General features: G+C 37.4%; 23 protein-coding genes, 1 riboswitch and 1 other annotated feature. Of the genes, 18 read left to right on the top strand and 5 right to left on the bottom strand.

Annotation, left to right across the window (positions count from 1 at the left end):
• The first annotated feature begins 11 nt into the window (after window positions 1-11).
• The 5 genes from QNH24_RS17865 (at window position 12) to QNH24_RS17845 (ending at window position 4,745) form a co-directional block, all read left to right on the top strand.
• A complete protein-coding gene (locus QNH24_RS17865; protein WP_283868870.1) occupies window positions 12-995 on the top strand; it encodes an N-acetylglucosamine kinase in 984 nt (327 codons plus the stop codon).
• A 235-nt stretch (window positions 996-1,230) separates the two neighbouring features.
• Window positions 1,231-1,992 carry a tRNA threonylcarbamoyladenosine dehydratase gene (locus QNH24_RS17860; RefSeq protein ID WP_283868869.1) on the top strand — a complete coding sequence of 254 codons (762 nt, stop codon included), beginning with the start codon at window positions 1,231-1,233 and terminating at the stop codon, window positions 1,990-1,992.
• A 156-nt stretch (window positions 1,993-2,148) separates the two neighbouring features.
• Window positions 2,149-2,535 carry a hypothetical protein gene (locus tag QNH24_RS17855; protein WP_283868868.1) on the top strand — a complete coding sequence of 129 codons (387 nt, stop codon included), beginning with the start codon at window positions 2,149-2,151 and terminating at the stop codon, window positions 2,533-2,535.
• A 172-nt stretch (window positions 2,536-2,707) separates the two neighbouring features.
• Window positions 2,708-3,268: a hypothetical protein gene (locus tag QNH24_RS17850; protein ID WP_283868867.1), complete on the top strand. Its 561-nt coding sequence runs from the start codon at window positions 2,708-2,710 to the stop codon at window positions 3,266-3,268.
• Between the two features lie 757 nt (window positions 3,269-4,025).
• Window positions 4,026-4,745, top strand: coding sequence for a hypothetical protein (locus tag QNH24_RS17845; protein WP_283868866.1), 720 nt, complete (start codon window positions 4,026-4,028; stop codon window positions 4,743-4,745).
• 202 nt (window positions 4,746-4,947) lie between these two features.
• On the opposite strand, the gene QNH24_RS17840 is transcribed toward QNH24_RS17845, so the two are convergent.
• A complete protein-coding gene (locus QNH24_RS17840; protein ID WP_283868865.1) occupies window positions 4,948-6,237 on the bottom strand; it encodes a replication-associated recombination protein A in 1,290 nt (429 codons plus the stop codon).
• Between the two features lie 185 nt (window positions 6,238-6,422).
• On the opposite strand from QNH24_RS17840, the gene cymR reads away from it, so the two are divergent.
• The 5 genes from cymR (at window position 6,423) to QNH24_RS17815 (ending at window position 11,805) form a co-directional block, all read left to right on the top strand.
• Window positions 6,423-6,842 (top strand): cysteine metabolism transcriptional regulator CymR, encoded by a 420-nt coding sequence (gene cymR, locus QNH24_RS17835; RefSeq protein ID WP_054771150.1) that lies wholly within the window; start codon window positions 6,423-6,425, stop codon window positions 6,840-6,842.
• Window positions 6,843-6,925: 83 nt separating this feature from the next.
• Window positions 6,926-8,074, top strand: coding sequence for a cysteine desulfurase family protein (locus QNH24_RS17830; RefSeq protein ID WP_283868864.1), 1,149 nt, complete (start codon window positions 6,926-6,928; stop codon window positions 8,072-8,074).
• A gap of 242 nt (window positions 8,075-8,316) precedes the next feature.
• Entirely contained in the window at window positions 8,317-9,441 is a 1,125-nt protein-coding gene (gene mnmA, locus QNH24_RS17825) for a tRNA 2-thiouridine(34) synthase MnmA (RefSeq protein ID WP_283868863.1), read from the top strand.
• Window positions 9,442-9,514: 73 nt separating this feature from the next.
• Window positions 9,515-10,174 carry a tetratricopeptide repeat protein gene (locus QNH24_RS17820; protein ID WP_283868862.1) on the top strand — a complete coding sequence of 220 codons (660 nt, stop codon included), beginning with the start codon at window positions 9,515-9,517 and terminating at the stop codon, window positions 10,172-10,174.
• Window positions 10,175-10,362: 188 nt separating this feature from the next.
• Window positions 10,363-11,805, top strand: coding sequence for an MDR family MFS transporter (locus QNH24_RS17815; protein WP_283868861.1), 1,443 nt, complete (start codon window positions 10,363-10,365; stop codon window positions 11,803-11,805).
• Between the two features lie 138 nt (window positions 11,806-11,943).
• Here the strand turns inward: QNH24_RS17815 and QNH24_RS17810 are convergent, their stop codons facing one another.
• From QNH24_RS17810 to hisA, 3 genes are all read right to left on the bottom strand, one after another.
• Window positions 11,944-12,666 (bottom strand): GTP pyrophosphokinase, encoded by a 723-nt coding sequence (locus tag QNH24_RS17810; protein ID WP_283868860.1) that lies wholly within the window; start codon window positions 12,664-12,666, stop codon window positions 11,944-11,946.
• Between the two features lie 309 nt (window positions 12,667-12,975).
• Entirely contained in the window at window positions 12,976-13,263 is a 288-nt protein-coding gene (locus tag QNH24_RS17805) for a hypothetical protein (protein WP_054771073.1), read from the bottom strand.
• Entirely contained in the window at window positions 13,260-14,027 is a 768-nt protein-coding gene (hisA, locus tag QNH24_RS17800; protein WP_283872882.1) for a phosphoribosylformimino-5-aminoimidazole carboxamide ribotide isomerase, read from the bottom strand. Before hisA ends, QNH24_RS17805 begins: the two co-directional genes overlap by 4 nt.
• Window positions 14,028-14,218: 191 nt before the next feature.
• On the opposite strand from hisA, the gene recD2 reads away from it, so the two are divergent.
• Both recD2 and QNH24_RS17790 read left to right on the top strand, forming a co-directional pair.
• On the top strand, window positions 14,219-16,642 hold the full coding sequence (gene recD2 / locus QNH24_RS17795) for an SF1B family DNA helicase RecD2 (protein WP_283868859.1): 2,424 nt from the start codon (window positions 14,219-14,221) through the stop codon (window positions 16,640-16,642).
• A 32-nt stretch (window positions 16,643-16,674) separates the two neighbouring features.
• A complete protein-coding gene (locus QNH24_RS17790; protein WP_283868858.1) occupies window positions 16,675-18,372 on the top strand; it encodes a polysaccharide deacetylase family protein in 1,698 nt (565 codons plus the stop codon).
• A gap of 69 nt (window positions 18,373-18,441) precedes the next feature.
• On the opposite strand, the gene QNH24_RS17785 is transcribed toward QNH24_RS17790, so the two are convergent.
• Complete coding sequence (locus tag QNH24_RS17785; RefSeq protein WP_054771076.1) at window positions 18,442-18,630, bottom strand: hypothetical protein; 189 nt, start codon at window positions 18,628-18,630, stop codon at window positions 18,442-18,444.
• A 341-nt stretch (window positions 18,631-18,971) separates the two neighbouring features.
• On the opposite strand from QNH24_RS17785, the gene hpaB reads away from it, so the two are divergent.
• The 6 genes from hpaB (at window position 18,972) to QNH24_RS17755 (ending at window position 25,982) form a co-directional block, all read left to right on the top strand.
• A complete protein-coding gene (gene hpaB / locus QNH24_RS17780) occupies window positions 18,972-20,402 on the top strand; it encodes a 4-hydroxyphenylacetate 3-monooxygenase, oxygenase component (RefSeq protein WP_283868857.1) in 1,431 nt (476 codons plus the stop codon).
• Between the two features lie 82 nt (window positions 20,403-20,484).
• Window positions 20,485-20,652, top strand: a riboswitch (M-box (ykoK) riboswitch).
• 244 nt (window positions 20,653-20,896) lie between these two features.
• The gene (locus tag QNH24_RS17775) at window positions 20,897-21,862 is read left to right on the top strand and encodes a magnesium transporter CorA family protein (RefSeq protein ID WP_283868856.1); all 966 of its coding nucleotides are present in this window, start codon (window positions 20,897-20,899) and stop codon (window positions 21,860-21,862) included.
• Between the two features lie 69 nt (window positions 21,863-21,931).
• Window positions 21,932-22,143 (top strand) — a binding site (T-box leader).
• Window positions 22,144-22,221: 78 nt separating this feature from the next.
• Window positions 22,222-24,882: an alanine--tRNA ligase gene (gene alaS / locus QNH24_RS17770; protein WP_283868855.1), complete on the top strand. Its 2,661-nt coding sequence runs from the start codon at window positions 22,222-22,224 to the stop codon at window positions 24,880-24,882.
• A gap of 86 nt (window positions 24,883-24,968) precedes the next feature.
• Entirely contained in the window at window positions 24,969-25,235 is a 267-nt protein-coding gene (locus QNH24_RS17765) for an IreB family regulatory phosphoprotein (protein ID WP_004226839.1), read from the top strand.
• Window positions 25,236-25,237: 2 nt separating this feature from the next.
• On the top strand, window positions 25,238-25,654 hold the full coding sequence (ruvX, locus tag QNH24_RS17760) for a Holliday junction resolvase RuvX (protein ID WP_283868854.1): 417 nt from the start codon (window positions 25,238-25,240) through the stop codon (window positions 25,652-25,654).
• A gap of 19 nt (window positions 25,655-25,673) precedes the next feature.
• Entirely contained in the window at window positions 25,674-25,982 is a 309-nt protein-coding gene (locus tag QNH24_RS17755) for a DUF1292 domain-containing protein (protein WP_016994165.1), read from the top strand.
• Window positions 25,983-26,275 lie beyond the last annotated feature (293 nt).

The following is a 26,275-nucleotide window of genomic DNA, read 5'->3' as shown; positions in this document are numbered from 1 at the left end:
AAGAGGTGAAAATGATGTATGTTTTAGCGATAGATGGTGGAGGCACAAAAACATCTGCGGTCCTTTGTGATGAACATGGAAATATTTATGCTAAAGTAGTGACAACTCGTAGTAATCCGACAGCAATGAATCTTCGTTATTTTGAGTCAACAATTCATACGATTATGCAAAACTTACAGCGACAGAACTCTCAAGTATTTTCTGCTATACATAGTTGTTATGCTGGTATGGCTGGGGTAAAGGAGCTTTATGCAGAGAGAACTGTAGAAGAAATATTACGACAATATGTTCCAAGCAAAGCAATTATCTCAGTCGAAAATGATGCAATAATTGCCCTTTATTCAGGAACACTTGGTCAGGCAGGTATTGTTCAAATAGCAGGAACTGGTGCCATAACAATGGGCTACGATCTACAGCAAACTTTTCATCGTGTAGGAGGCTGGGGGTATCTGTTTGATGATGAGGGCAGTGGATATGATTTGGGGGCACAAGCGTTGAAAGCAATTTTTCAAGGCTATGATGGCAGAGGAAGAGCAACAGCTTTAACAGATGCCATACTAAATTATTTTGCTGTAGCTAATGTACCACAATTAATAGAATGTATCTATGGAGAAGAGCATCCACGTACAGTTGTTGCTCCTTTGAGCAAATATGTTACTGCGATGGCTGATCAGGGTGATGAGGTTGCCAATAAAATTTTAGAAGATGCTTGTCAAAAACACTACAGAGCAATTAAATCTTGTTACAAGCAAATGATTTGGGGAACAGAGCATGTCCCTGTTGTCTTAGTAGGAGGAGTATTTAAGAATGAAGGTTATTTTCTACCTAAGTTACAGCAGCTCGCGAATGCTGATGACATTCCATTACAATTTATAACCCCGTTGCTACCACCAATTGGAGGTGCAGTCATTGCAGCTTTGAAGGAATTTAATATCCAGCCTTATCCAAGTTTTATAGAAACCTTTCAAAAAAATGATGAACAACTAAGTAGTTAATCGTGTTTAAATAGGGGCATTTGAAGGGAAATACCTTTCAAATGCCCCTTTAAATGTTGAATATTTTTTAGTTATAATTTTCACTTGAAGAATAACATGATAAAATGTAAGATAGGTTTGATTTTATCTTAGTATTTAACTAGGTTTACTAATAAAGTGAGGGCCTCATCTCTCACAAAGTTTATTTCTGCACATGTAAATAAGACAAAAATTATAATAGACGGAGAGTGTAATAATGTTACATCAATTTTCACGTAACGAGCTCGCTATAGGTACAGAGGGTCTCGAGAAATTAAAAAATACAACAGTTGCCATACTTGGAGTAGGTGGTGTTGGGTCATTTGCAGCTGAGGCGTGTGCACGAAGTGGGATTGGGCGCATTATTTTAGTGGACAAGGACAATGTTGATATCACGAATGTAAATCGCCAATTAGTCGCTTATCTTTCGACAGTTGGTAAATCGAAGTCAGGTGTTATGAAAGAGCGAATTGCAGATATTAATCCACAATGTGAAGTGATTGATATGCATATGTTTTACACAGAAGAAACATATGAAGAATTTTTTGCACAAGGCATTGATTATGTGATTGATGCTAGTGATACTGTTATGTATAAAATTCATATTATGAAGGAATGCTTAAAGCGTGACATTCCAATTATTTCAAGTATGGGAGCAGCGAATAAAATGGACCCTACTCGCTTCCAAATTGCAGATATTTCAAAAACTCACACAGATCCATTAGCAAAAATTATTCGTACAAAATTACGCAAGGAAGGTATTCATAAAGGAGTTACAGTGGTATTCTCTGATGAAAGCCCTATTGTAGTTCGACCAGACGTTGTTGAGCATGTTGGGAAGCCAGATGCAGCTATTCGCAAAGCGAAAATGCCACCATCTTCAAATGCGTTTGTACCTTCTGTTGCAGGTTTAATTGCAGCGAGCTGGGTAGTGAATACAATCTTAAAAGATGTAAAAATCACTCGTGTGCAGGGATAATATTTTAGTAAATTATAATAACCCTTCTTACGCGGTGTAAGCAATAAAGAGCAAAATTGAACAATTTGATAGAAGTAGCTGTCTCAATAGACTTTGGAGGTAGCTACTTTTTCTGTGTTACAATAGGAACGTTGTAAAAAAAGGAGGCGGTTAATAGTGGAACAAATCTACCAAATGGAATACAGAGGCTTAAATTTGTTCGATGAAATCAGTACAGTAGAGCTTGCTATTGATGAACAAGGGCAAACAATACATATTTTTGATACTGGACAGGTTGTGAGCCCCATTTTTAATTTTGATGTTTCTGCCTATGAACTATCAGAGGGTTTTTACAAAATGGCAGACATACTTCGCCATAAACGTATATTGACTAATTATCAGCAGGGTAGCGATTGGACGCTTAGTGAATGGCTAATCACAAACAATGCTTATTTTTATGTACCAAAACAAAGAATAAAAAAATATGTCCAGGGAAGCATTATAGAAATTGTTGATCGTGCAAAGGAGCAATTTTTATTTGAGGAATATGTACAAAGGATTTAATTTTATCAAAATAGATTATCTTACGTACACAAAAATGCTATTAATTCACGAAATTGTCTTATTTTCTTCATGTCCACACTTCTTGAATTGGTTTATTGCTATAATTTGAATAATTCCAATTGATAATAGATCGATTTGTTTGGAATGTACAGGACTGCTTAGGGGAGTAGGAATGACGTTTAGAAAACAAATGAGAACATGGGAGAGTGGTAAAATGGAAATTCAAGTAATTCGTGATCATTTAGATATTGTAAAACTACAACAAAAGATGGATGCTATTGTATTTGACTATTTGGATACATCCAATAATTATCAAAAAGCTATGAGAGAACTAAATCCTTTATATATACAGGTCACTACATTTTATAAAGAGTATGTTACTAAAAGGGCAGGTGAAATACCAGATGCCAATACATACTGGCATTTGTTTATAGACTGTAGTGCAAAATTATGCTATTTTTTAGCCGCATCAACCTATTATTCTTCCAACGCGCTACAAAAAACCCCAGAGAAAATCGAACGATTATTAACAATTGCTGCCTATTCACTACCTAGTATCGAACAGGAAGAGAATGCGCAATTATTAGCTGACATGTTTGCTCTTTATAAGGAAGTTGTCAATGATGACGAGAAAGCGGATTCATTAAGAAATAAGGTGCTTGAACAAAAAGGTTCAGTGAAGCAATGTCTACAGCATTTTAAACAATTTGTTGATAAAGAAGTAAGAGAATAGTTTGACAGATAATCTTTTCTTTTACATTTCAGAAAAAAGAATACGTAACTAGAATCTGCTTACTTTCTGTGGTTAAGCCTACAATTCTTACAACCCTTGTGTTGTAAGGTGGTATTTTTCCGATGAAGGTTTGCGGATTTTTTTATCTTCATTCAGCAGCTATTTTTTTGTATCGAAAGCAAAGCGGCAAATGTTTTATGCGCGTAAGCGAAGCGGCAGCGGCAAATGTTTTATGCGCGTAAGCGAAGCGGCAGCGGCAGATACAGAAGACTCCCACCTCTACAGGTGGTGAGATGAATGCGATATTGGTTCGTACAAAAAAACAACATGTTGCTGCCGCTGCGTTAACACTACGCTTTCGCACAAAACACATCATGTTGCTGCCGCTGCGTTAGCACTACGCTTTCGCACAAAAAAACAACATGTTGCTGCCGCTGCGTTAGCACTACGCTTTTGCACAAAAAAACAACATGTTGCTGTCGCTACGTTAGCACTACGCTTTCGCACAAAAAAACAATATGTTGCTGTCGCTACGTTAGCACTACGCTTTTACACAAAAAACATCTGTTGGCCCAAGCCTCCGAACGCAATTATGCCAAGGCGAAATTGATTGAATTTATAAAAATTAGTGCTATGATGTCAAAATTTTATGTAAAAAAGGACTTTTTTCTTAAAAGGTTTTTATAAATTTTTGTCGAAATATAGTTTGAAAATAACAAATAGTTATATGTGAAATTCATAGAAAGGGGGGCTATAAATGTTAATAAATGGTACAGAAATAAATTTAGCAAATTTAGAAAAACCATTGTTATTAATGAATGAGGATGAAGAGCTTTTATTTCAACGGTTGATTTTGCCTACAATTCAATATGAGCTTATTCAATGTCAATTAGCATTGTCCACAAGAAAATCGATTTCCCTAGTAAGGGATTTTTGGTTGGCTTTGTACAAGGATCGAGAGCAATTATATATCAACAGCGGTCATGCAATGTTATATCCGATTCGGCTAATTTTATTTGAGCTAGTGACAAAGACAGAACATTTTAAACGTTTGTCGAAAAAATCATTCGGAGATGAATGTCTTTCACTTATCTATGCAGTTGTCCTCTTACAATTTATCTTGCAATGGCTCAAGGATAGATTTCAAAATAACATTGAAGTGTATGAGGCAATGAAATTATTATACAGAGTGAATGAGGATTATTTAGATGAGGAGCAAGTTCCAATACCTAGAGAACATTTAATTGCCCAAGCAATTGCAGTGAAGGCAATTCGTTATGAGGTAAAGGAAAACGCCCAAGAGTTTGCTAGCTTACTTTATCAAACCTATAATTTTCTAACCTATTTACATGATAAAGTAAAAGAACAAGAGGGAAATGAGACGAATTCACTACCATCAATGAGGAATGTGGCAGATATTTTAAACTTATTTTATAGTGAGCGTTACACAACAGACAATCCCAGCTTTACAGGATGATTGCTTAAGCAGTCTGTCCTGTTTTTTATTTCGATTTAATAGATGTTTTTGAACCGAACCCTTGGAAGAGGACATTCAAAGAAACCGATATGTCTCAGGTTGGCTTTCTTGAGTAGAAAAGATATGGAGATGTTAAAAGGACAATACATATTAGTGATATAACATATATTGTCCTTTTAAATATGTTTTGAAATCAATGAATTTATTTCTGTTCATGATGAAAAGATTTAAGCTTTTCGTAGATACCTGCCATTCGTTTTTCTTCACCGGCGATAACTGGCGTATAAAATTCAACTCCGACAAGTTCGTTGGGTAAATACTGCTGATTCACCCAGCCACCAAATGTACCAATTGGGGTGTTGTGCGGGTATTGATAGCCTACATGTCCTAAATCTTTTGCTCCCTCATAATGAGCATCACGTAAATGATATGGAATATCCCCTGTTTTTCCTTCGTGGATGCTAGCAATAGCAGCATCAATAGCTACAATAGCGGAATTAGATTTAGAAGCTAGGCACATTTCAATTACAACACTGGCAAGGGGGATGCGGGCCTCTGGTAAGCCTAAACGCTCTGCTGCTTGAACAGCAGCAAGCACATGTGCACCGACATCAGGTTGTGCTAGTCCTATATCTTCATAAGCCATAACAAGTAAACGTCTGCTGACAGCGACTAGATCACCGGTTTCTAGTAAATGTGCTAAATAATATAGTGCGGCATTGGTATCACTACCGCGTACAGATTTTTGAAGTGCGGATAATAAATTGTAAAAATGAGACCCTTTTTTGTCGCCATATACACCGATTCTTCCGATAAGATGTTTGATTATATGATCTGCCGCAATGGTTTGACCGTCTACCTCATCACTTGCGTAATAAATGGATTCAAGCAAAGTTAGTGCCTTGCGTGCATCTCCATTAGCGGCACCAGCAATTTGTTCAATCTGTTCATCTGTTAAGATGAAATGCTGTTTGCCTAACCCTCGTTTTTCATCAGCAAGTGACTTTTTCACAAGCTCCATAAGATTTTCCTGTGTTAGCCGTTGTAGTTGATAGATTTCCCCACAGCGGGAGCGAATCGCTGGATTAACATCGTGATACGGATTCTCAGTAGTTGCCCCAATAAGCACAATTGAGCCATTTTCAACATGTGGTAACAAAGTATCCTGCTGTAATTTATTAAATCGATGAATTTCATCTAAAAAAAGTAATACTTTCCCTGAGATTCTTGCTTCCTGTACAATATCCTCAACGTCCTTTTTACCAGCACGTGTAGCATTTAGAGCAAAGAAGGGGAGCTTTGAGCTTCCGGCTATTGCATTTGCAATGGACGTTTTGCCAATACCGGGCTCACCGTATAATAGCATAGATGGAACATGCCCATTTTGAATCATTTTATAAAGAGCGGTAGTAGGACCAATAAACTCTTGATGACCGACAATTTCATCAAGACTTAACGGTCGCATTCGGTAAGCAAGTGGTTCGTTATGCAAAAAAATACCCCCTTTAAACGTAAAGTATATGAGCTGAAATGAAGCATCAACGTATTTTGTTGATATAAACTAATGCACAATTATTAGTATATCATAACCATTCAAGAGTATTTCCGAGTTCTTCAAGAGGAGATTATGATATACTGTTGGTAGTATTTTTGACTAGACTAATTGAGGGTGATAAAATGAAAATTTCAACTAAAGGCCGTTATGGGCTAACGATTATGATTGAATTAGCAAAGCATTATGGAGAAGGTCCTATACCATTACGTAAAATTGCCGCAGAAAAAGATTTATCTGAGGCATACTTAGAGCAATTAGTTTCCCCATTACGTAATTCTGGCTTAGTAAAGAGTGTACGTGGTGCCTATGGCGGTTATATGCTAGCAAATCCACCGAGTGAAATTTCCGCAGCAAATGTTATTAGTGTCTTAGAGGGACCTATTCAGCCAGTTGAAGGAATTGAAAATGAGGAGGCACCTCAGCGTGAGTTATGGCTTCGCATTCGCGATGCTGTGAAAAATGTGTTGGATACAACTACTATTGAGGATTTAGCACAATATACTGAGGAAAATGTAGTGGAAGGCTATATGTTCTATATTTAATTAAGTTTAGGCTAAAGCATCGTTATTCTGTTTTGGTAGGGATACGGATGCTTTAGCGCTTTTCGTACAAAGGAGTTTTCAACATGAATTCATATATTTATCTCGATCATGCGGCAACAGCACCTATGAATGACAAGGTTATCCAAGCTATGACCGTTGCAATGCAGGATGTTTATGGAAATGCATCGAGTATTCATGGAGCAGGTCGAGAGGCACGGAAATATTTAGATGATGCACGTGAGGTATTAGCCAAATCAATTGGTGCTCAGCCTAGTGAAATCATTCTAACAAGCGGTGGCACTGAGGCGGATAATACAGCAATACTCGGAACTGTTTATGCACGTGCTAGTGAAGGGAAACACATTATTACTACACAAATTGAACATCATGCGGTGCTACACACATGTGAAAAGCTTGAACGAGATGGCTTTGACGTAACCTATTTACCAGTTGATGAAAAGGGCCGTGTTTCTGTAGAAGATGTGCGCAATGCATTACGTGAAGATACGATTTTAGTGACGGTTATGTACGGGAATAATGAGGTTGGAACAATTCAACCGATTGCAGAAATTGGGCAACTATTACTAGAACATAACGCCACTTTCCATACAGATGCAGTTCAGGCATACGGTTTAGAGACGGTAAATGTTGCTGATTTACATGTGGATTTACTAAGTGTTTCTGCGCATAAAATTAACGGTCCTAAAGGGATTGGCTTCCTTTACCAAAAAACGGGGACGCAGCTTGCTAGCTATGCCCTAGGTGGTCAACAGGAGAAAAAACGTCGTGCAGGCACTGAAAATGTACCTGCAATTATTGGTTTTGCGACTGCTGTGCAAATTGCAAATGACTTGCGTGAAGAGAAGCGAGCACTGTACAATCGCTTTAAGCAAATTATGCTTGATGTTTTTACGCAAGAAAAGCTAACATACCATGTTAATGGAGATGTAGAAAATTCACTTCCACATCTTTTAAATGTAAGTTTTACTGGGATGGAAGTAGAGTCCTTCCTTGTAAATCTTGATATGGCAGGTATTTGTGTGTCGAGTGGCTCTGCTTGCACTGCAGGTTCCATTGACCCATCCCATGTTTTAGTTGCGATGTTTGGACAAGGAGCAGAGGAATTACGTAACTCCATTCGTTTTAGTTTTGGACAAGATTTAACCGAAGAAGATATACGATATGCCGCAGAAAAAACAGCAGCAGTCGTGAAAAAACTTGCAAAAAAATAAAGTATATTGCGCTTAACTTGTTTTATCTTCATTCAGCAGAAGACTCCAGCCTCTACAGGTGGTGAGAAATGCGGTATTGGTTTCTTTTAAGTGGGTGTCCAAACACCTACTGAATGAAGATAAAGCCTCCGGCGGATGTCATGGATTTTCAAAGGAATGAATTGTGCAGACAATTCAAAATTCGGACGCAATTACGCCAAGGCGAAATTGATGGAAATTGAAGAAAAGAAAAGGTGACCACAATGAAAGAAACACGCGATCCCTCACAAATTCGTGTTGTTGTCGGCATGTCAGGTGGGGTAGATTCTTCGGTTGCTGCATATTTGCTGAAACAACAGGGGTATGAGGTAATCGGAATATTTATGAAAAACTGGGATGACACTGACGAAAATGGGGTTTGTACAGCTACAGAGGATTATGATGATGTTATTAAAGTATGTAACCAAATTGGGATTCCGTACTATGCGGTCAACTTTGAAAAGCAATATTGGGATAAAGTTTTCACATACTTTTTAGAAGAATATAAAGCAGGACGCACACCAAATCCTGATGTAATGTGTAATAAGGAAATAAAGTTCAAAGCCTTTTTAGAGCATGCGATGGATTTAGGAGCTGATTATTTAGCAACAGGACATTATGCTAGAATCGATCGAAGCGATGATGGCGAAGTAAAAATGCTTCGAGGAATAGATGATAATAAGGATCAAACATATTTCCTAAACCAACTATCTCAGGAACAATTATCACATGTTATGTTTCCGATTGGTGATATTGAGAAAAAAGAAGTTCGAAAAATTGCAGAAGAAGCTGGTTTAGCGACAGCTAAGAAAAAGGATTCAACAGGAATCTGCTTTATTGGAGAACGCAATTTCAAAGAATTTTTAAGTCAATATTTACCGGCACAACCTGGTAAGATGGAGACAATGGATGGCGTTGTCATGGGTCAGCATGACGGATTAATGTACTATACATTAGGCCAACGACATGGTCTTGGGATTGGCGGAGACGGAGAGCCTTGGTTTGTGCTTGGAAAAGATTTAGAGCGCAATGTATTACTTGTTGGACAAGGCTTCGATAATGAGTATTCATACTCTACATCATTAACTGCTGTAAAAATGAACTATACTTCGACAAAAAAATTGCCTGGGAAATTTTCATGTACAGCGAAATTCCGCTATCGTCAAACAGATACACCAGTAGAAGTTGAAATTTTACCAAATGGTTGTGCACACATTACATTTGCAGAGCCTGTACGTGCTATCACACCAGGACAAGCTGTAGTGCTATACAATGGAGAAGAATGTTTGGGTGGCGGAACAATTGACGAAGTCTTTAAAAGTAATGAAAAACTAACATATGTTGGATAACTTGCGTTAAGACTGCTTTTACTGCCTCTTGGCTTCTAGAAGCAGTCTTTCGCTACATAGAGGTGAAGAACGAATGAATTATAATGAACAGGGTATTCAGGCCTTTCAGGAAAAACGTTATGAGGATGCTGCCCAACTATTTACAAAAGCAATTGAAGAAGAACCAGAAAATGCCCTTGGTTATGTAAATTTCGGTAATTTGCTAGCCGTGTTAGAGGATACAGAACGAGCAGAACGTTTTTTCCAAAAGGCGATCACTGTGGATGAAACTGCAGCTACAGCTTACTACGGTTTAGCCAATTTATATTTTAATGCAGAGCGCTATGCCGAAGCTGTCAAGTTGTACGAACAAGCATTAAAACATCAGATTGAAGGGGCAGATGTCTATTATATGATGGGCAAATGCTTTGAGCGTATGGAAAACCAAAAATTAGCATTGCCTTATTTACAACGTGCAGCAGAACTTGCTCCAAACGATACTCAAATTCGTTTAGCCTATGCCATTGTCCTTTGTGCGCTAGAAATGTTTGCAGAAGGGAAGAAGGAGCTGGATCAGTTAATCGAGCAGGATTGGAATAATGCGGATGCACACTATAATTTAGGTGTACTTTATGCAGTGTCTACTGAACAAACAGAAGAGGCGATGTATCATCTAAAACAAGCATTTACTCTACAACCTGACTATGACCAAGCACGTTATATTTATGATATGATTGCCCAACGATTTAACTAGTAGAATAAGAAGTAGCAAGTGGCACTTCCCGAACTTGCTGCTTTTTTATTTGTTATAAATGGAAATACTTGAAGCGGAGATTTTTACTAGTAGTTCACAAGCATTTTTGATAAAATTTATCCTTTCTTCTTTTATTTTCAGCTCAAACTTGGTAATGTATGTCATGCAGGAAAGGAAAAGGTGACAAGATGAATAAAGTATTTATTGCACTACTACTTGTAACAGCACTTGCTGCAATTGAGGGTACGATTGTTAGTACTGCTATTCCAAGCATTACAGCCGATTTATTAGGCGTAGACTTGATAAGCTGGATTTATTCTGCTTATTTATTAGCTTCGGCCATTGCTGCGATTATTTTTGGAAAGTTAGCCGATTTATTTGGGCGTAAACGGATGATTATTACAGGCATCATTATTTTTTTACTAGGTTCCATGTTATGTGGTTTAGCGCAATCAATGGAGCAATTAATTGTCTTTCGTGCAATCCAAGGTATTGGCGCAGGTTCAATTTTACCAATTACATTAACAATGGTCGGTGAGCTATTTAAGACCGAAAAGGCGCGTGCTAAAGGACAAAGCTATTTAAGTATGGTATGGGGAGTATCTGGCGTGGTTGGTCCATTATTTGGAGGATTTATTGTAGATCAGGTATCTTGGCATTTTATTTTTTTCATTAATGTACCATTTGGCATAGCCTCTATTTATTTAATTGTCAAACATTATCAAGAACAATTGGAGACAGTGAAGCGTAAAATTGACTACTTAGGCGCTGCGCTATTTACGATTGGAATGGTATCTCTGTTATATGTTATTATCGATAACAGCAAAACACAGGCTTGGTTATCGAGCCAATCACTTCTTATGTACGGAGTTGCTGCTGTACTTTTAGGTATTTTTATATGGGTGGAGCTACGAGCAGAAGAGCCAATCATTCCATTAACGTTGTTTAAAAATGGCCGCCTAATGGTAATTAATGCATTAACATTAAGCGGAATGTCTATTGTGATTGGTGTGACAGTTTATATTCCGATATTTGCACAAAGTGTGCTAGGGAAAAATGCAACGCAAGCAGGTTTATTATTAACACCGATGTCTATTTTCTGGACAGTGAACTCTATTATGGCAGGTTATTTAATCGGACGTTTAACAAATAAACGCATTATTCAAATGGGTACAATTTTACTGGTTATAGGTACACTATTACTAGCAAGACTGTCTTCAGGTTCTAGCGATTTCAATGCTTATTTCGCTTCATCATTAATCGGACTAGGGATGGGCTTTATCATGCCAATGTTGATGATTTCCATTCAAAAAGTGGCAAACCCGAAACAGCTCGGTATATCCATTGGTCTAAACTCTTTTACCAATACATTTAGTCAAGCGGTAGGTGCGGCACTATTTGGAATGATTTTTAACCTGACAACAAGTGAAAAAATGGCTTCATTAGGAAAAGGTGAAATTCAATTAAATGGTGAATTTGCAAAAGGAGGCTTTAGTATAGATGAGGTAAGCTTTTTAAAGGAAACGATTGCCACTGGTGTAAGCTATGTATATATAGCTGCTTTTGTTTTTGCCATTTTTGCCCTTGTTTTCTCCTTCTTTATAGCAACGAAATCTAAAGAGCATGCATAGTGTAATCTTGAAACAGTAAAAATCCACTTTACTTTTTGTGAGAAGGGACATTGGACGTATAAGGTCTTTTGCTTTTCTCACAAAACGTTAGGTGGATTTTTCACTTGATTAAGTATTGGACGCAATGACATTGTGGTGTCATTGATTGTTAGGTAATTCTGTAAGGTATTTAGCTAAATGTGAAATAGGCGTACTGTCTAGCAATGAAGGCTCAGCTTCATTTTCTTTTAAAATATTGATCTCTTTATTCAGTCGCTCCATTTTTCGATCTAACTCGGCTGCTTGTAGAGCGGCTTCTTTTAATTCAATACGAATATGCTCTGGTACTTCCTTGTTATACTTATAATAAATTTTATGCTCTAAGCTTGCCCAAAAATCCATAGCTATTGTACGGATTTGAATCTCTGTATACACCTTCTCCATATGGTCAGACATAAAGATAGGAATTTTGATAATGAGATGTAAGCTTTGATAGCCATTGTCCTTTGGATAGGCAATATAATCCTTTACATCTACAATTTCAATATCATGTTGTGCCTGTAGCATAGCGCTTACTTTATAAATATCCTCTACAAAGGAGCATGTAATTCTGACCCCAGCAATATCCCTTATATTTTCGCGAATATCTTCAATGGATGGTTCAATGCTCTTTTTCTTTATTTTCATTAATATACTTTTTGGTGATTTTATTCGAGTTGAAACATGTTCTATTGGATTGTATTCATGAATTAGCTTAAATTCTTCTTGTAATATATTAATTTTGGTTTCGATTTCCTGTAAAGCGAATTTATAGGCTAAAAAGAAACGTGTTAGCTCTATTTGTAAGTTTTTAAAAGTTATTGCCTCAAGTTCGTTTTTCATGCTTTCTTAAATCCTTTCTTCCAATCTGTTAATTACCTCATTTATCTAAAGCTTATCAAAAAAAGCTAAAAAATAGAAATATGTGCGCTGAAAAATGAAAATACACTAATATTTGTAATATCGTGACCGATTATAAGTTATGTAATAAAAAGACTATTTGAATCAGTTTAGAAAAAGGTTATGTTAGAGAGAAAAGACATCAAACTGGTCTAAACCTTAAAAGCGCTAGAAATCAAAGTTTGATCTCTAGCGCTTTACTGAAATGAAACTTAATAATTTTAAAAATATACTTACATCCTAGCCAAAGGTTTAAATCACTATTTCTGCATTTAAATTGTAGCGTTTATTAAATTCATCAACAAAAATTTGTAAGTCTATATAAGTGCCTATATAAGGCTCTGTTTCCTGATCGCGTAGGAAGCCGCATGTTGCCTTTAAGGATTTGGAAAACTCTAGTAGCATCTGCTCATTATCTAGCTGTACATGCAAGGAGCGTGAATTATCCATAGTATTTACCTTAAAGTACTTGCCGTCTATAATACGCTCTAAATTTGTTTCTTGAAAAGGAAAAATAATATCTTTATAAATTAATTTCACAATACCCCGCCCTTTTTACAATAGTTTACTACATCTACATATGGTAAATCTCCGCCAAAAATTGAAAGGGCACTTCCAATTGTCACGTGAAGTTTACCATTCGCTAACTTCTTGAATTTCTCTAAGTCCTCAATGGAACGGATCCCTCCAGCATATGTTGTTGGGATAGTAGTCCATGCTGCTAGATCACGTACTAAGCTTTCCTGCATACCACCTTTTTTTCCTTCCACATCAACCGCATGAATGAGTAGCTCATCACAGAAATTTTCAATATAAGAGATGGACGCAGCATTGACCTCGAAATCACTAAATTTTGTCCATTTATCAGTAACGACATACCATTTATCATTGCGCATTCGACAGCTTAAATCAATGACTAAATGCTGTTTGCCAATTTTCTGTACGAGTTCCAGCAGTCGATCCATATCAAGCTTGCCATCATGAAAAATAAAAGAAGTCACAATTACATGCGAAGCGCCAGCATCAATATACTTTTCGGCATTTTTTGTAGTGATTCCACCCCCTACTTGCAGACCATGAGGATAAGCTGCAAGCGCTGTTAATGCAGCCTCGTCATTTCCTTCACCAAGCATTATAACGTGACCACCTGTTAATTGATCCTGAGCAAACATTTTTGCATAATAACTAGAGTCATGATTGGAAATAAAATTTTCAATGACTTTTTGATCTAGATGTCCCAATGTGCTACCCACAATTTGCTTTACTTTGCCATCGTGTAAATCGATGCAAGGTCTAAATTCCAATAGCTTCACAATCCTTCCGTGCAACAAAATTTCACCTTTATCATAGCATGGAAAGATTGATAAAAGATGTGAAATATCAATTGTCAAAATAATGTTAAAAGAATTGAGTGAATTCTCTTTTTAAACGATTATTAGCACTATATTGTGGTAAAATAAAAAGATTGAATCGCACATGAAAGGACGAATTGTCAATGGCTGAGAATCTTGATTTATTTGAACTAAATAAATTTTTTATACTCGGACGTCCAATCGTCTCTATCTTTCATAATGCTCAAAATATGTATTCGATTGTTCGAGTGAAAATTCAAGAGACCAATTTACAATATGAAGATAAAGAAATCATTGTTGTCGGCTATTTTCCGCCATTACAAATGGATGAACAATATCGTTTTACAGGTTTATTGAGACAGCATCCAAAATACGGTGTACAATTTCAAATTGAGACGTTTACCAAAGAGGTACCAGCGACAGAGCAAGGAATCATTCATTACCTATCAAGTGATTTATTTGTTGGTATCGGAAAAAAAACGGCTGAAACAATTGTAGAGAAACTTGGAGCCAATGCTCTACGTCTAATTTTGGAGGACCCAAATGTGCTTGATAGTGTCCCTCGTCTATCAGCCGAAAAAAAAGAGGTTATCCACCGTACAATCGAACAAAATCTTGGTCTTGAGCGAGTAATGATCCAGCTAAATGAATGGGGATTTGGACCTCAGCTCGGTATGAAAATTTACCAAACATATCGCACTGATGCCATTGAGCTTCTTACAGAAAATCCATATCGTCTCATTGAAGATGTCGAGGGTGTGGGATTCGTTCGTGCAGATGAGCTAGGTGCAAAATTAGGGATTACTGGTAATCATCCAGACCGTATTAAGGCCGCTATTTTACATATTCTAAATGCAGCAGCTTTATCAGAAGGGCATGTGTTTTTAGATGCTGAGCAAGTTTTGCCCTTAGTAAAAGATATGCTTGAGCAAAGCCAACGAGAGGAAATACCATTTGAGGCAATATCAAAGGCCTGTATTGAATTGCGTGAGGAAAGTAAAATTTGTGGGGAAGAAACAAGGCTGTATTTACCGTCTCTTTATTTTTCAGAAGTAGGAATCGCCTCTAAAATAGTGTCATTAATTGAACGGAATAAGAAAGCTGAGCATTTTAGTAGGGACGAAATTCGGAAAGCGATTGGAGAAACAGAGGACTTACTCCATGTGACCTATGCCGAAACACAGGCCAATGCTATTGAACAAGCCTTAAACTCAGCTGCTATGATTTTAACAGGTGGTCCAGGTACTGGTAAAACAACGGTTGTACGAGGAATAGTGGAAGTCTATGCAAAGCTTCATGGTTTATCATTAAATCCAAAGGAATATGCGCAAAAAGAAGAACCCTTTCCCATTATTTTATGCGCTCCTACAGGCCGTGCAGCTAAGCGTTTATCAGAATCAACAGAACTTCCTGCAATGACCATTCATCGATTATTAGGATTTACTGGACAGGAAAAGGAAGAGGAAACAGAGCGTGAGGTTACAGGAAAGCTCATCATTGTTGATGAAATGTCGATGGTGGATACTTGGCTTGCTCATCAATTATTGAAAGCTTTACATGAGGAAGTTCAGGTTGTATTTGTGGGTGATCAGGATCAGCTTCCTCCAGTAGGACCTGGACAGGTGTTAAAGGATTTATTGGCCTCGCATCAAATTCCAACTGTTGAATTAACTGAAGTGTATAGACAGGCTGAGGGCTCAACTATTATTGAACTTGCCCATCAAATTAAACGCGGTACAATCCCAAATGATTTATCGGTAAAAACGTCTGACCGCTCTTTTATTAAAGCCTCCTCAGATCAAGTAGCAAGTGTTGTTACACAGGTTGTAAAGAGTGCAGTTGCGAAAGGACAAGAAATACGCAATATTCAGGTGTTAGCACCAATGTACAAGGGACCAGCAGGTATTGATAACCTGAATAAAATGATCCAAGAGCTTATAAATCCAAACGATACTGGTACTAGAAAAGAGCTTGTCTTTGGTGATGTAACCTATCGTATAAAGGATAAAGTATTACAGCTTGTCAATCAGCCAGAAAGCAATGTTTTTAATGGAGATATGGGTGAAGTCATCAGTATTATCAAAGCGAAGGAAACTATCGAGAAACAGGATTTACTTGTCGTTTCATTTGACGGCATTGAAGTAACCTATCAGCGCAGTGACCTCAATCAATTGACACTCGCCTATTGTTGTTCCATTCATAAATCACAGGGCTCGGAATTTCAGACAGTAATTATGCCAGTAGTTCGAGGTTATTCTAAAATGCTGCGTCGTAATCTGCTATATACTGGTATAACCCGTGCGAAAAACTTTCTGATTTTATGTGGCGAGCCAGAAGTGCTCGCTGATGGCTTACAGCGTACAGATGATCTACAGCGCTTTACTTCTTTACGTGCAAGACTTAATCCAATGGATATTGCAGAGGAAATAACAGAAAAAGAAGCCGTATCAGTGGAAATAGATGAAGAGCCGATAAAAGATGTAAAGTTAACGGTTGAAACAGAACCGCTGATCCATCCAATGATTGGAATGGACGGGGTTTCACCGTACGATTTTTTAGATGACTAAAAAGAGGATTAAAATATTTTGAGGTGAAGAAAGTGAAACGCATAGTATTATTGCTTCTATTCATGATGATCCTACCTTTTGCTGGAAAAGTATATGCAAATACTATGATTATCCAAGTGAATGAAGAAGCAACCGTCTTTGATAATCGTTCAGGCTCACTCGTGCAGGTGGGCACATTATCAGCTGGACAAACCTTTGAAGTAACTAAAGATTATGGGGCTAATTGGTGGCAAATACGTTGGGCAGGTTACTATGGGTATGTTGATAAGCGTTATACAACAGTTGTATCAGCAACAACCTATAAAAACAAAGTCCCAACGCTAGCAACGATAAAGGATTATATTGTTCCAACACGCGTTGCACCAATTTTTGATAATAGCGGTAATAAGCTTGTACAATTTGCAACCCTTTCAGAGGGAGTTCGTTTTCCTATTTATAGTAAAATGGGGGATTGGTATGGCATAGCAGTGAATGGACGGTTAGGATTTGTACATAGTAATTTTGTTGAAGAAGAAAAAGGGCAGGAGACTACTACTCCAAATAACACAAAACCTGTTGTAAAGCCTACCCCGCCCCCACCTCCTCCTAGTAAGCAAAATGGTTATATGCAGGCTTTAGAAAATGTCACTCTCTATGACCTACGTCGAGACAATCCAATGACTATTGCCCTATTACTGAAGGGGCAACAGCTTGAGGTTGTCGATGCATCAGATGAAACATATGTAAAGGTTCGATGGGGGCAAACCTATCTTTATGCAGAAAAAAATAAATTAAAATTAATGAATACACCTTCTTATAAAAATATTGGGAAGGACCATGCTGTAAAAAATGAGTATTTCATCCCGATTTCTGCAAACAGTGAGGTTTATGACTGTACCAATAAAACATTAACTCCTTTTGCAAAGCTAGATACAAACCGTCGTTACCCGATTTTACGAAAAGAGGGCAGCTGGTATGTAACAGTTATTGGGGGACGTGAGGGGTATATCCATAGCTCAAAAGTAGCGCTTGATCGTGGTGTTCCTGTTATGATGTATCATCATTTTTTAAAGGAACATGAGCTGGGCCGCTTTAAAAATGTCAGCACAACGATGACGGATGTACAATTTACAAGAGAAATGCAGTTTTTAAAAACTAAAAACTATGAAACAATTACTACGGATGAACTATTGCGTTTTATGCGCAATGAAATTACATTACCAGCTTATTCCATTGTCTTAACCTTTGATGATGGCTTGCTTTCAACACGTGAATATGCTTATTCAGTTCTTCAAAAGAACGGCTTCAAAGCTACTCAGTTTTTAATTACATCACGCAATGAAAGTTCAGCAGCTGAGCAAATGTTTAATTATGACGACCTACAGGCACTTTCACGGCAGGATATTGAAAATATGCAAGATGTCTTTTCCTATGGCTCCCATACTTACAACCTACATGACTTAATAGGAAATAAAGGGAAGATGCTACTAATCCCATACCATGAAGTAGTGCAGGATTTAAAACAAAGCTTAACGCTTATCCCTGAAGCAAAAGCATTTGCCTATCCATTTGGACAATATACGTCGAATACAATTTATGCAGTAAAAGAAGCAGGGTTTGTCATGGCGTTTTCAACACAACCTGGCTATAATAAGCCGTATGATGATGTGTATCAAATTAAACGACTGTATAGTGATCAGAAAACTACATTTGAGCAGTTCCAAAAAATGGTCCTACCATATGCTAAATAAAAGAACTTGACCAATCTAAAAAGCGCGAGCATTAATTGCTCGCGCTTTTCACTTTGCTTTAAAGGGTGATTAATGAATACCTACGATATGATGTTTTACAACTTCATAAGCCTGGCAAACATTTTTATATTGAGCTCTATCTTGAGCAATTAAATTAGAAGCAATAGAAAATAAAAGATTTTCTTCGTTATGATCCTCCATTTGATTCATTAAGGCAGATTCTAATTCTTCGACATAGGCAATGATTTTATGGTTCATCTATATTCTCCTTTGAAAAAGATGTTTTTTGTTTTTGTTTACGAGGTTATCTTACACCTGCGTGAAGTAAAAATCTAGAAACTCTGTACTAGTTAAAACAGACTTTTTTATGAATGTGACAGTAAATTGAACTTGTTTAAAAATCGCTTATTGTAATCGATTTTATCTAAAATAACTGAAAAATCAGCAATATATGCAAATTTCTTTTTGTTTCAAAAAAGTGGTACAGTTTCCCTGTATTGATGGATTGATATAATACAGTTGGGAATCTTGGAACCTAAAACTGGGAAATTCCATATACTAAATGAGTATAAAAAATTGGAATATTTGGGGGTGACTGCATGCCAGCAATTACAGGACAGCAATATATTGAACGTATTGATGCGTTGCAAACGTATATTTCTATTGATGGTGAAATTGTAACAGGGAAGGTGTCGGAGCATCCAGCATTTAAGGGAGTTATGCAGAGTCAGGCAAGACTCTTTGATCTGCAAAATGAGCAGGCGTTACTTGACACGATGACCTATCTATCACCGACCAGTGACCATCGTGTTGGGATGTCTTTTCTACAGGTATTGACAGTCGAGGATCTTGTAAAAAGACGTCTTGCCGCAAGAGAATGGGCATTATCGACTCATGGCCTTATGGGAAGAAGTCCAGATTATATGAATACGACATTAATGGCACTTGCGTCAGCTGCTGATTATTTAAAAGATAAACCAAATTGTTTCCCTGAGCATTTACTGAGATTTTATGAGCATGCTCGCGAAAATGATTTAACGATGACCCATACCTTTATAGAGCCGCAAGTTAATCGAAAGAAGTTTTATTTTGAGAATGAGGAACTCACTATTGCTGCTAAAATTGTTGCTAAAACAAGTGAAGGGTTAATCATTAAAGGGGCAAGATTACTCGCTACTCAGGGAGGAATTACCGATGAGCTTCTTGTGATTTCAACCAACGGTTATGACGAAGGAAAAGGCTTTGCATTTTCGATTCCTAGTAATACTAAAGGCTTAAAGTTTTTATGTAGACAGACCTTTGTAGGTGGTGAATCAACGTTTGATTATCCATTAAGCAGCCGCTTTGAGGAAATGGATGCAATTGTTGTATTTGATGATGTGATTGTGCCATGGGAGCGCGTCTTTTATTATGAAAATTTAGAAGTTGCCAATACCTTTATGAATATCAGTGGCTTTCAGGCCTATGGTTTACATCAGGTGCTGTCACGCCAAATAGCTAAAACAGAATTTATTTTGGGCGTTGTACAATCAATTGTAGATACGATAAATATCGGAGACTACCAGCATGTGCAGCAAAAGGTCGTAGATATTATTGTACCACTAGAAACAATGAAGGCTTTATTGTTAAAGTCAGAAATTGAGGCAACAAGGGATGCTTTTGGCTTTATGAGACCAGATCATCCAACATTGCAAGTTGCCATCCATGTTTTCCCTAAAGTGTATTCGACTTTTACTGAAATCATCCAATTACTTGGTGCGAGTGGATTAATGTCTATTCCAAGTGAAAAAGCATTTGTAGCAGATGATGGGGACCTAGAACACTATTTACAGTCTTTTAAAGATGGAGGCAAAGAACGGGTTAAAAAATTCCGTTTAGCTTGGGATTTAACAATGAGTAGCTTTGGCACAAGGCAAACACTTTACGAGCGTTACTTCTTTGGTGACCCAGTCCGCCTAGCATCTGTACTTTATCAAACCTATAATCGAGAACAATACATTGGAAGGGTGGAAAACTTTTTAAAAATATGATTGTTCCTAAAACTGATCCAGTGCTTTTTCAGTTTGACAGTTGTTTCATTATGCATTATGATTTACAGGAATAAAAAAATAACAATCCCTTCGTTAGGTGAGGCTCCTATGCTGGAGATACGCTACTACCCAAAAATGTCGAGAGACGCCAATGGGTCAACAGAAATCATCGAAATAAGGTGTTTTTTAACGTAGCTGGAGTAAATTTCCTATGCCGCATAGTGCTAAAACTCAACGTTTGAAGGTAAGAAAGCAAAGTACTGTACTTTACTGTGCTGTTTTTTTGATATGTGTATTCAACACGCCTTCATTCGTCGAAGGCGTGTTTTTGTTATTTAAGGAAGGTGATGAGAAATGGATAGTAGTCCTGAGCCGGGTAAGCAAATGTTAGGAAGAAATAAACAATTAAGGATCGTCGATTTCTTATCGCCGAAACAACAATAGGGTTATGCCTGTTTGTTCTCCTTAAATAATAAAACATGAGGTGAAAAACAATGATTAAAATCCATTATTTTAAAAAAAGAAGCAACGTAGTAGAACATGATTTTAATTTGAAAGAATTTAAACATGGCCTCCATGCCGAGGATTTATTATGGGTTGACTTATATGCATATAGCTACAATGAATTAAATGATATCGCGGAAATTTTTGGCTTCCATCCATTAGCGGTAGAGGATTGCTTAAACGAAGGTTCTCGCCCTAAAATGGATCATTATGGCGACTATAAATTTTTTGTTTTTCATGCCCCGATCTATAATGAAAAAAGTAGCAATGAAATAACTACAGTAGAATTAAATATTTTTATGGGTCCTAATTATGTTGTAACGGTTCATAAGCAAAAGCTTAAATGGCTAGGTCACATCGAAAATATTTGCTTAAACAGTACAAAGTATTTAGATAAAGGCACTGATTTTCTTTTGCATACACTTATTGACGGCATTACTGATGAATATTTCCCAGTTTTAGAACGGATTAGAGCGCGTATAGATGAGCTTGAAGAGGAAATATATGATTATCAGCCGAAAATAGTTACAGAGGAGTTTCTTGCGCTTAAGCGAACTATTATATTCATTCGACAGGCAATTATGCCACAAAAAAGAATTTTTTCAAATAGTAATGGTCAGTGGAAATTTGAAATTCGTGAGGAAAATATTCCATTCTATAAAGATTTAAATGACCATCTTGAACGAATTGTTGAATCGACAGAAACCTATAGAGATTTAGTAAACAGTACCTTAGATACTTATTTTTCAATTATTAGTGGCAAATCAATTGAAAAGCTTAATCTGCTTACTGTAATATCAACAATTATGCTGCCATTATCAGTCATTACAAGCTTTTTTGGCATGAATGTTCCATTGCCATATCCGGATTCACCAATTACAACGATTACAATTAGTGTATTTTTAGTTGTATTTACTTGGGGAATGTGGGCATACTTCAAAAAAATGATTGCCTAATGATGCTTAGTCATACTAGTGCCAATTGACAGAACAAAATATTTTTTTTATAATGCTCGATAGAAAATAGTAAAAACGATGATGGAACAAGTACGTATTTGTGGGTGTTCAGAAAGGGATTTCTTGGCTGAAAAAATCCTCACATGGCAGATACCGAAAGCTACTCCAGAGTGCAGTTAATCTCTGCCGTTCACTTACGTTACAAGTGCTAAAGAGGTAAGTATTTTTTACTTACAACTAGGGTGGTACCGCGAGACAACTAACAAGTCCTCGTCCCTTATTGGGATGAGGGCTTTTTTATGCTTATTTGCGGATTCATATCGTAAACTTAACAAAATTAATGAGGAGGAATTTATCCTATGAAAGCAGCAGATATTCGCCGTATGTATTTGGAATTCTTTAAAGAGAAAGGTCATCATCATGAGCCATCAGCTCCACTAGTACCCATTAATGACCCATCCTTACTTTGGATTAACTCTGGTGTTGCTACTCTTAAACCATATTTTGATGGACGTGTTATTCCAGAAAATCCACGTATCACAAATGCGCAAAAATCGATTCGTACAAATGACATTGAAAACGTAGGTAAAACAGCACGTCACCATACGTTTTTCGAAATGCTTGGTAACTTCTCTATTGGAGATTACTTCAAAAAAGAAGCGATTCATTATGCTTGGGAGTTCTTAACAGATAAAAAGTGGATGGGCTTTGATCCAGAGCTTTTATCTATTACTATTCATCCTGAAGACCAAGAAGCCTATGATGTTTGGCATAACGAAATTGGAATCCCTGAAGAACGTTTAATCCGATTAGAGGGGAACTTCTGGGATATTGGAGAAGGTCCTTCTGGTCCAAACTCAGAGATTTTTTATGACCGTGGAGAAGAATACGGCTCTAATGATAGTGATCCAGAAATGTATCCAGGTGGAGAAAATGAACGCTACCTTGAAATTTGGAACTTAGTGTTCTCACAATTCAACCATAATCCAGATGGTACGTATACGCCGCTGCCAAAGCAAAATATTGATACAGGTATGGGTCTTGAGCGTATTGTGTCAGTTGTTCAAAATGTTCCAACTAACTTTGATACTGATTTATTCATGCCAATTATTGAAAAAATTGAGGAGTTTGCTAACCGTAAGTATAAGCGTCCTAGTGAAGTAGATTTAAATGAAATCTTCGGTTCAGAAGAGGATATTAATACACCATTCAAAGTAATTGCAGACCACATCCGTACAGTAGCTTTTGCGATTGGTGATGGCGCACTTCCTTCAAATGAAGGTCGTGGTTATGTATTACGTCGTCTATTACGTCGTGCTGTTCGCTATGCAAAACAAATAGGTATTGAAAAACCATTTATGTTTGAATTGGTACCAACTGCTGGCAAAATAATGGAGGACTTCTATCCAGAGGTAACGGAAAAAAGTGAATTTATCCAACGTGTCATTAAAAATGAAGAAATTCGCTTCCATGAAACATTAGACGGTGGTTTAGCTATCTTTAATGAGGTCGTTGAATCACAAAAAGCAGCAGGACATGTTTATATTCCAGGGGCAGATGCTTTCCGATTATATGATACTTATGGTTTCCCAATTGAATTAACAGAAGAATATGCAGAAGAAGTAGGCATGAAGGTAGATCATGAAGGCTTCGAGATAGCAATGGAAGAGCAACGTGAGCGTGCCCGTGCAGCTCGTCAAGATGTAGACTCCATGCAAGTGCAAAATGAAGTTCTCGCAAATTTAACGGTTGCCAGCGAATTTGTAGGCTATGATACTTTAACGACAGACACAGAAATTGCAGCGATGATTGTCAATGGACAAGTAGCGAAGGTTGCCTCTGAAGGTCAAGAAGCGCTAGTAATTTTAGCAAAAACACCATTCTATGCTGAGATGGGCGGACAAATTGCAGATAGCGGTATCATTTCAAATGATAGCTTTACTGCTGTTGTCAAAGATGTTCAAAAAGCACCAAATGGTCAGCCGCTCCATACAGTGGTAGTTGAATCTGGTGAAATGCATGTAGAAGATACTGTGCAAGCAGTTGTTAATCGTGATGATCGAAATTTAATTATTAAAAATCATACAGCTACACATATTATGCAACGTGCATTAAAAGATGTGCTAGGCGATCATGTTAACCAAGCTGGTTCATATGTAGGTCCTGATCGCTTACGCTTTGACTTCTCACACTTTGGTCAAGTGACAAAAGAGGAGTTACAGCAAATTGAACGTATTGTAAATGAAAAAGTGTGGGATGATATAGAGGTTGTGATTGAAGAAAAAGGCATCGATGAAGCGAAGGCAATGGGGGCTATGGCATTATTCGGTGAGAAGTATGGCGATATTGTCCGTGTAGTTTCTATTGGGGATTACTCTATTGAGCTTTGTGGTGGTTTACATGTAAAACGCTCTTCTGAAATAGGTTTCTTCAAAATTGTCTCAGAAGGTGGGATCGGTGCAGGTACGCGTCGTATAGAGGCTGTAACAGGAAAAGTGGCATATGAAGCAGTTAAAGAAGAGGAAGCTTTATTAAACGATGCTGCAGCCCTATTAAAAGCAAATCCGAAAGATATTGTGACAAAAGTACAGGCACTTCAAGCAGACTACAAAGAATTACAACGTGATAATGAAGCACTATCACAAAAAATTGCGAATGCACAAGCAGGAGCAATTGTAGATGCAGCTCAAACAATTGGTGATGTAACAGTCCTTTCTACTAGAGTAGAAGCGAAAGATAACAATCAATTGCGTCAAATGATGGATGATTTAAAAGTGAAAATGAATAAAGCTATTGTCGTTTTAGGAGCTGTTGATGGCGAGAAAGTAATGCTATGTGCCGGCGTCACAAAAGATTTAGTGGGCGGCAATTATCATGCTGGAAATATCGTAAAAATGGTAGCAGAGGCATGTGGTGGTAAAGGTGGCGGTCGTCCGGATATGGCGATGGCAGGTGCAAAAGATGCATCAAAACTTGATGAAGCACTACTTTCTGTGTATGATTATATTAAATCCATTTAATTAATACGCCAAATCGGTTATAATAAAGAGAAATTGGAGATGAGCTTTTTGCACATCTCCTTATTTCTGAAAGCGAGGTGCTGGTCATGAGTTCATTTGATCAAACGATGAAATTTAATTTTCCAGAAGAATCAATGGAACAGGAAGTCAAGCAGGTAATGTTGAAAGTTCATTCTTCATTAGAGGAAAAGGGATATAATCCTATCAATCAGATTGTCGGTTATTTACTTTCTGGTGATCCGGCGTATATTCCTCGCCATCAGGATGCTCGTAATTTAATTCGCAAGCTTGAGCGTGACGAAATTCTAGAAGAGCTTGTTAAATTTTATATTAAAAAGAATAACGAGGACTAGAAATGAGAATTATGGGATTAGACGTTGGGTCAAAAACTGTGGGCGTGGCAATAAGCGATGCTTTAGGGTGGACGGCCCAAGGTATTGAAACCGTGAAAATTGATGAAGCAAACGGTGAATTTGGTGTTGAACGAATAGCCGAGCTAGTAAAGGAGTATGCTATAACAGAATTTGTTGTAGGTTATCCGAAAAACATGAATAATACGGTGGGACCACGTGGAGAGGCATCTGAAAACTATAAAAAGCTTTTAGAGGAGACCTTTTCACTGCCAGTAAAGCTTTGGGATGAACGTTTAACGACAATGGCTGCTGAGCGTATGCTAATTGATGCAGATGTTAGTCGCAAAAAACGGAAGCAAGTCATTGATAAAATGGCTGCTGTGATGATCTTACAAGGCTATTTGGATAGCAAAAATTAATTGATGAGGTGACAAGCACATGGCACACGAGCACAACCATGAAGAAGAATTACACGTACAACACATTACAGTGATTGACGAGAACGGGAATGAACAGCTTTGTGAAGTGATTCATGTTCATGAATCGCCTGAATTTGGCAAATCCTACGTATTTTACTCAATGGTAGGAGCAGAAGAAGATGAGGATGGTTCTGTAGAAATTTTCGTTTCTTCATTCGTTCCTTCTGAAAATGGTGAAGACGGCGAGTTAACACCAATCGAAACAGAAGCAGAGTGGGATATGGTAGAGGATGTTTTAAATGCTTTAGAGGATGAATACGAAGACTAATCTTCTTTCTTAAGCTTGGAACAAGGAGCGCAACTTGCAGTCCTTGTTCCTTTTTTATTGGGATATGCAGGCGAATGCTCAATATGGAGTAATAGTGATCAAAAATTGCGGGAATTCGGCCTAATACAGTTGGTGAAAGTGGTCAAAAATATGGGACGTCAATATAGCTGTGAAAGGAAGAGAGTGAGGAGCCGCTTAAACCGTTAGAAGTGACAAATCGGTTGTAAGAGTAAGGAGTCACTCAACAGTGATTTAAACGTGATCGAAAGGAATATTACCAACAAGCCTAACTT

It is taken from the genome of Lysinibacillus pakistanensis (assembly GCF_030123245.1).
GTDB classification, from domain to species: domain Bacteria; phylum Bacillota; class Bacilli; order Bacillales_A; family Planococcaceae; genus Lysinibacillus; species Lysinibacillus pakistanensis.
Note: the sequence above shows the minus strand (reverse complement) of the source record. Positions and strands in the feature narration are given on the sequence as shown.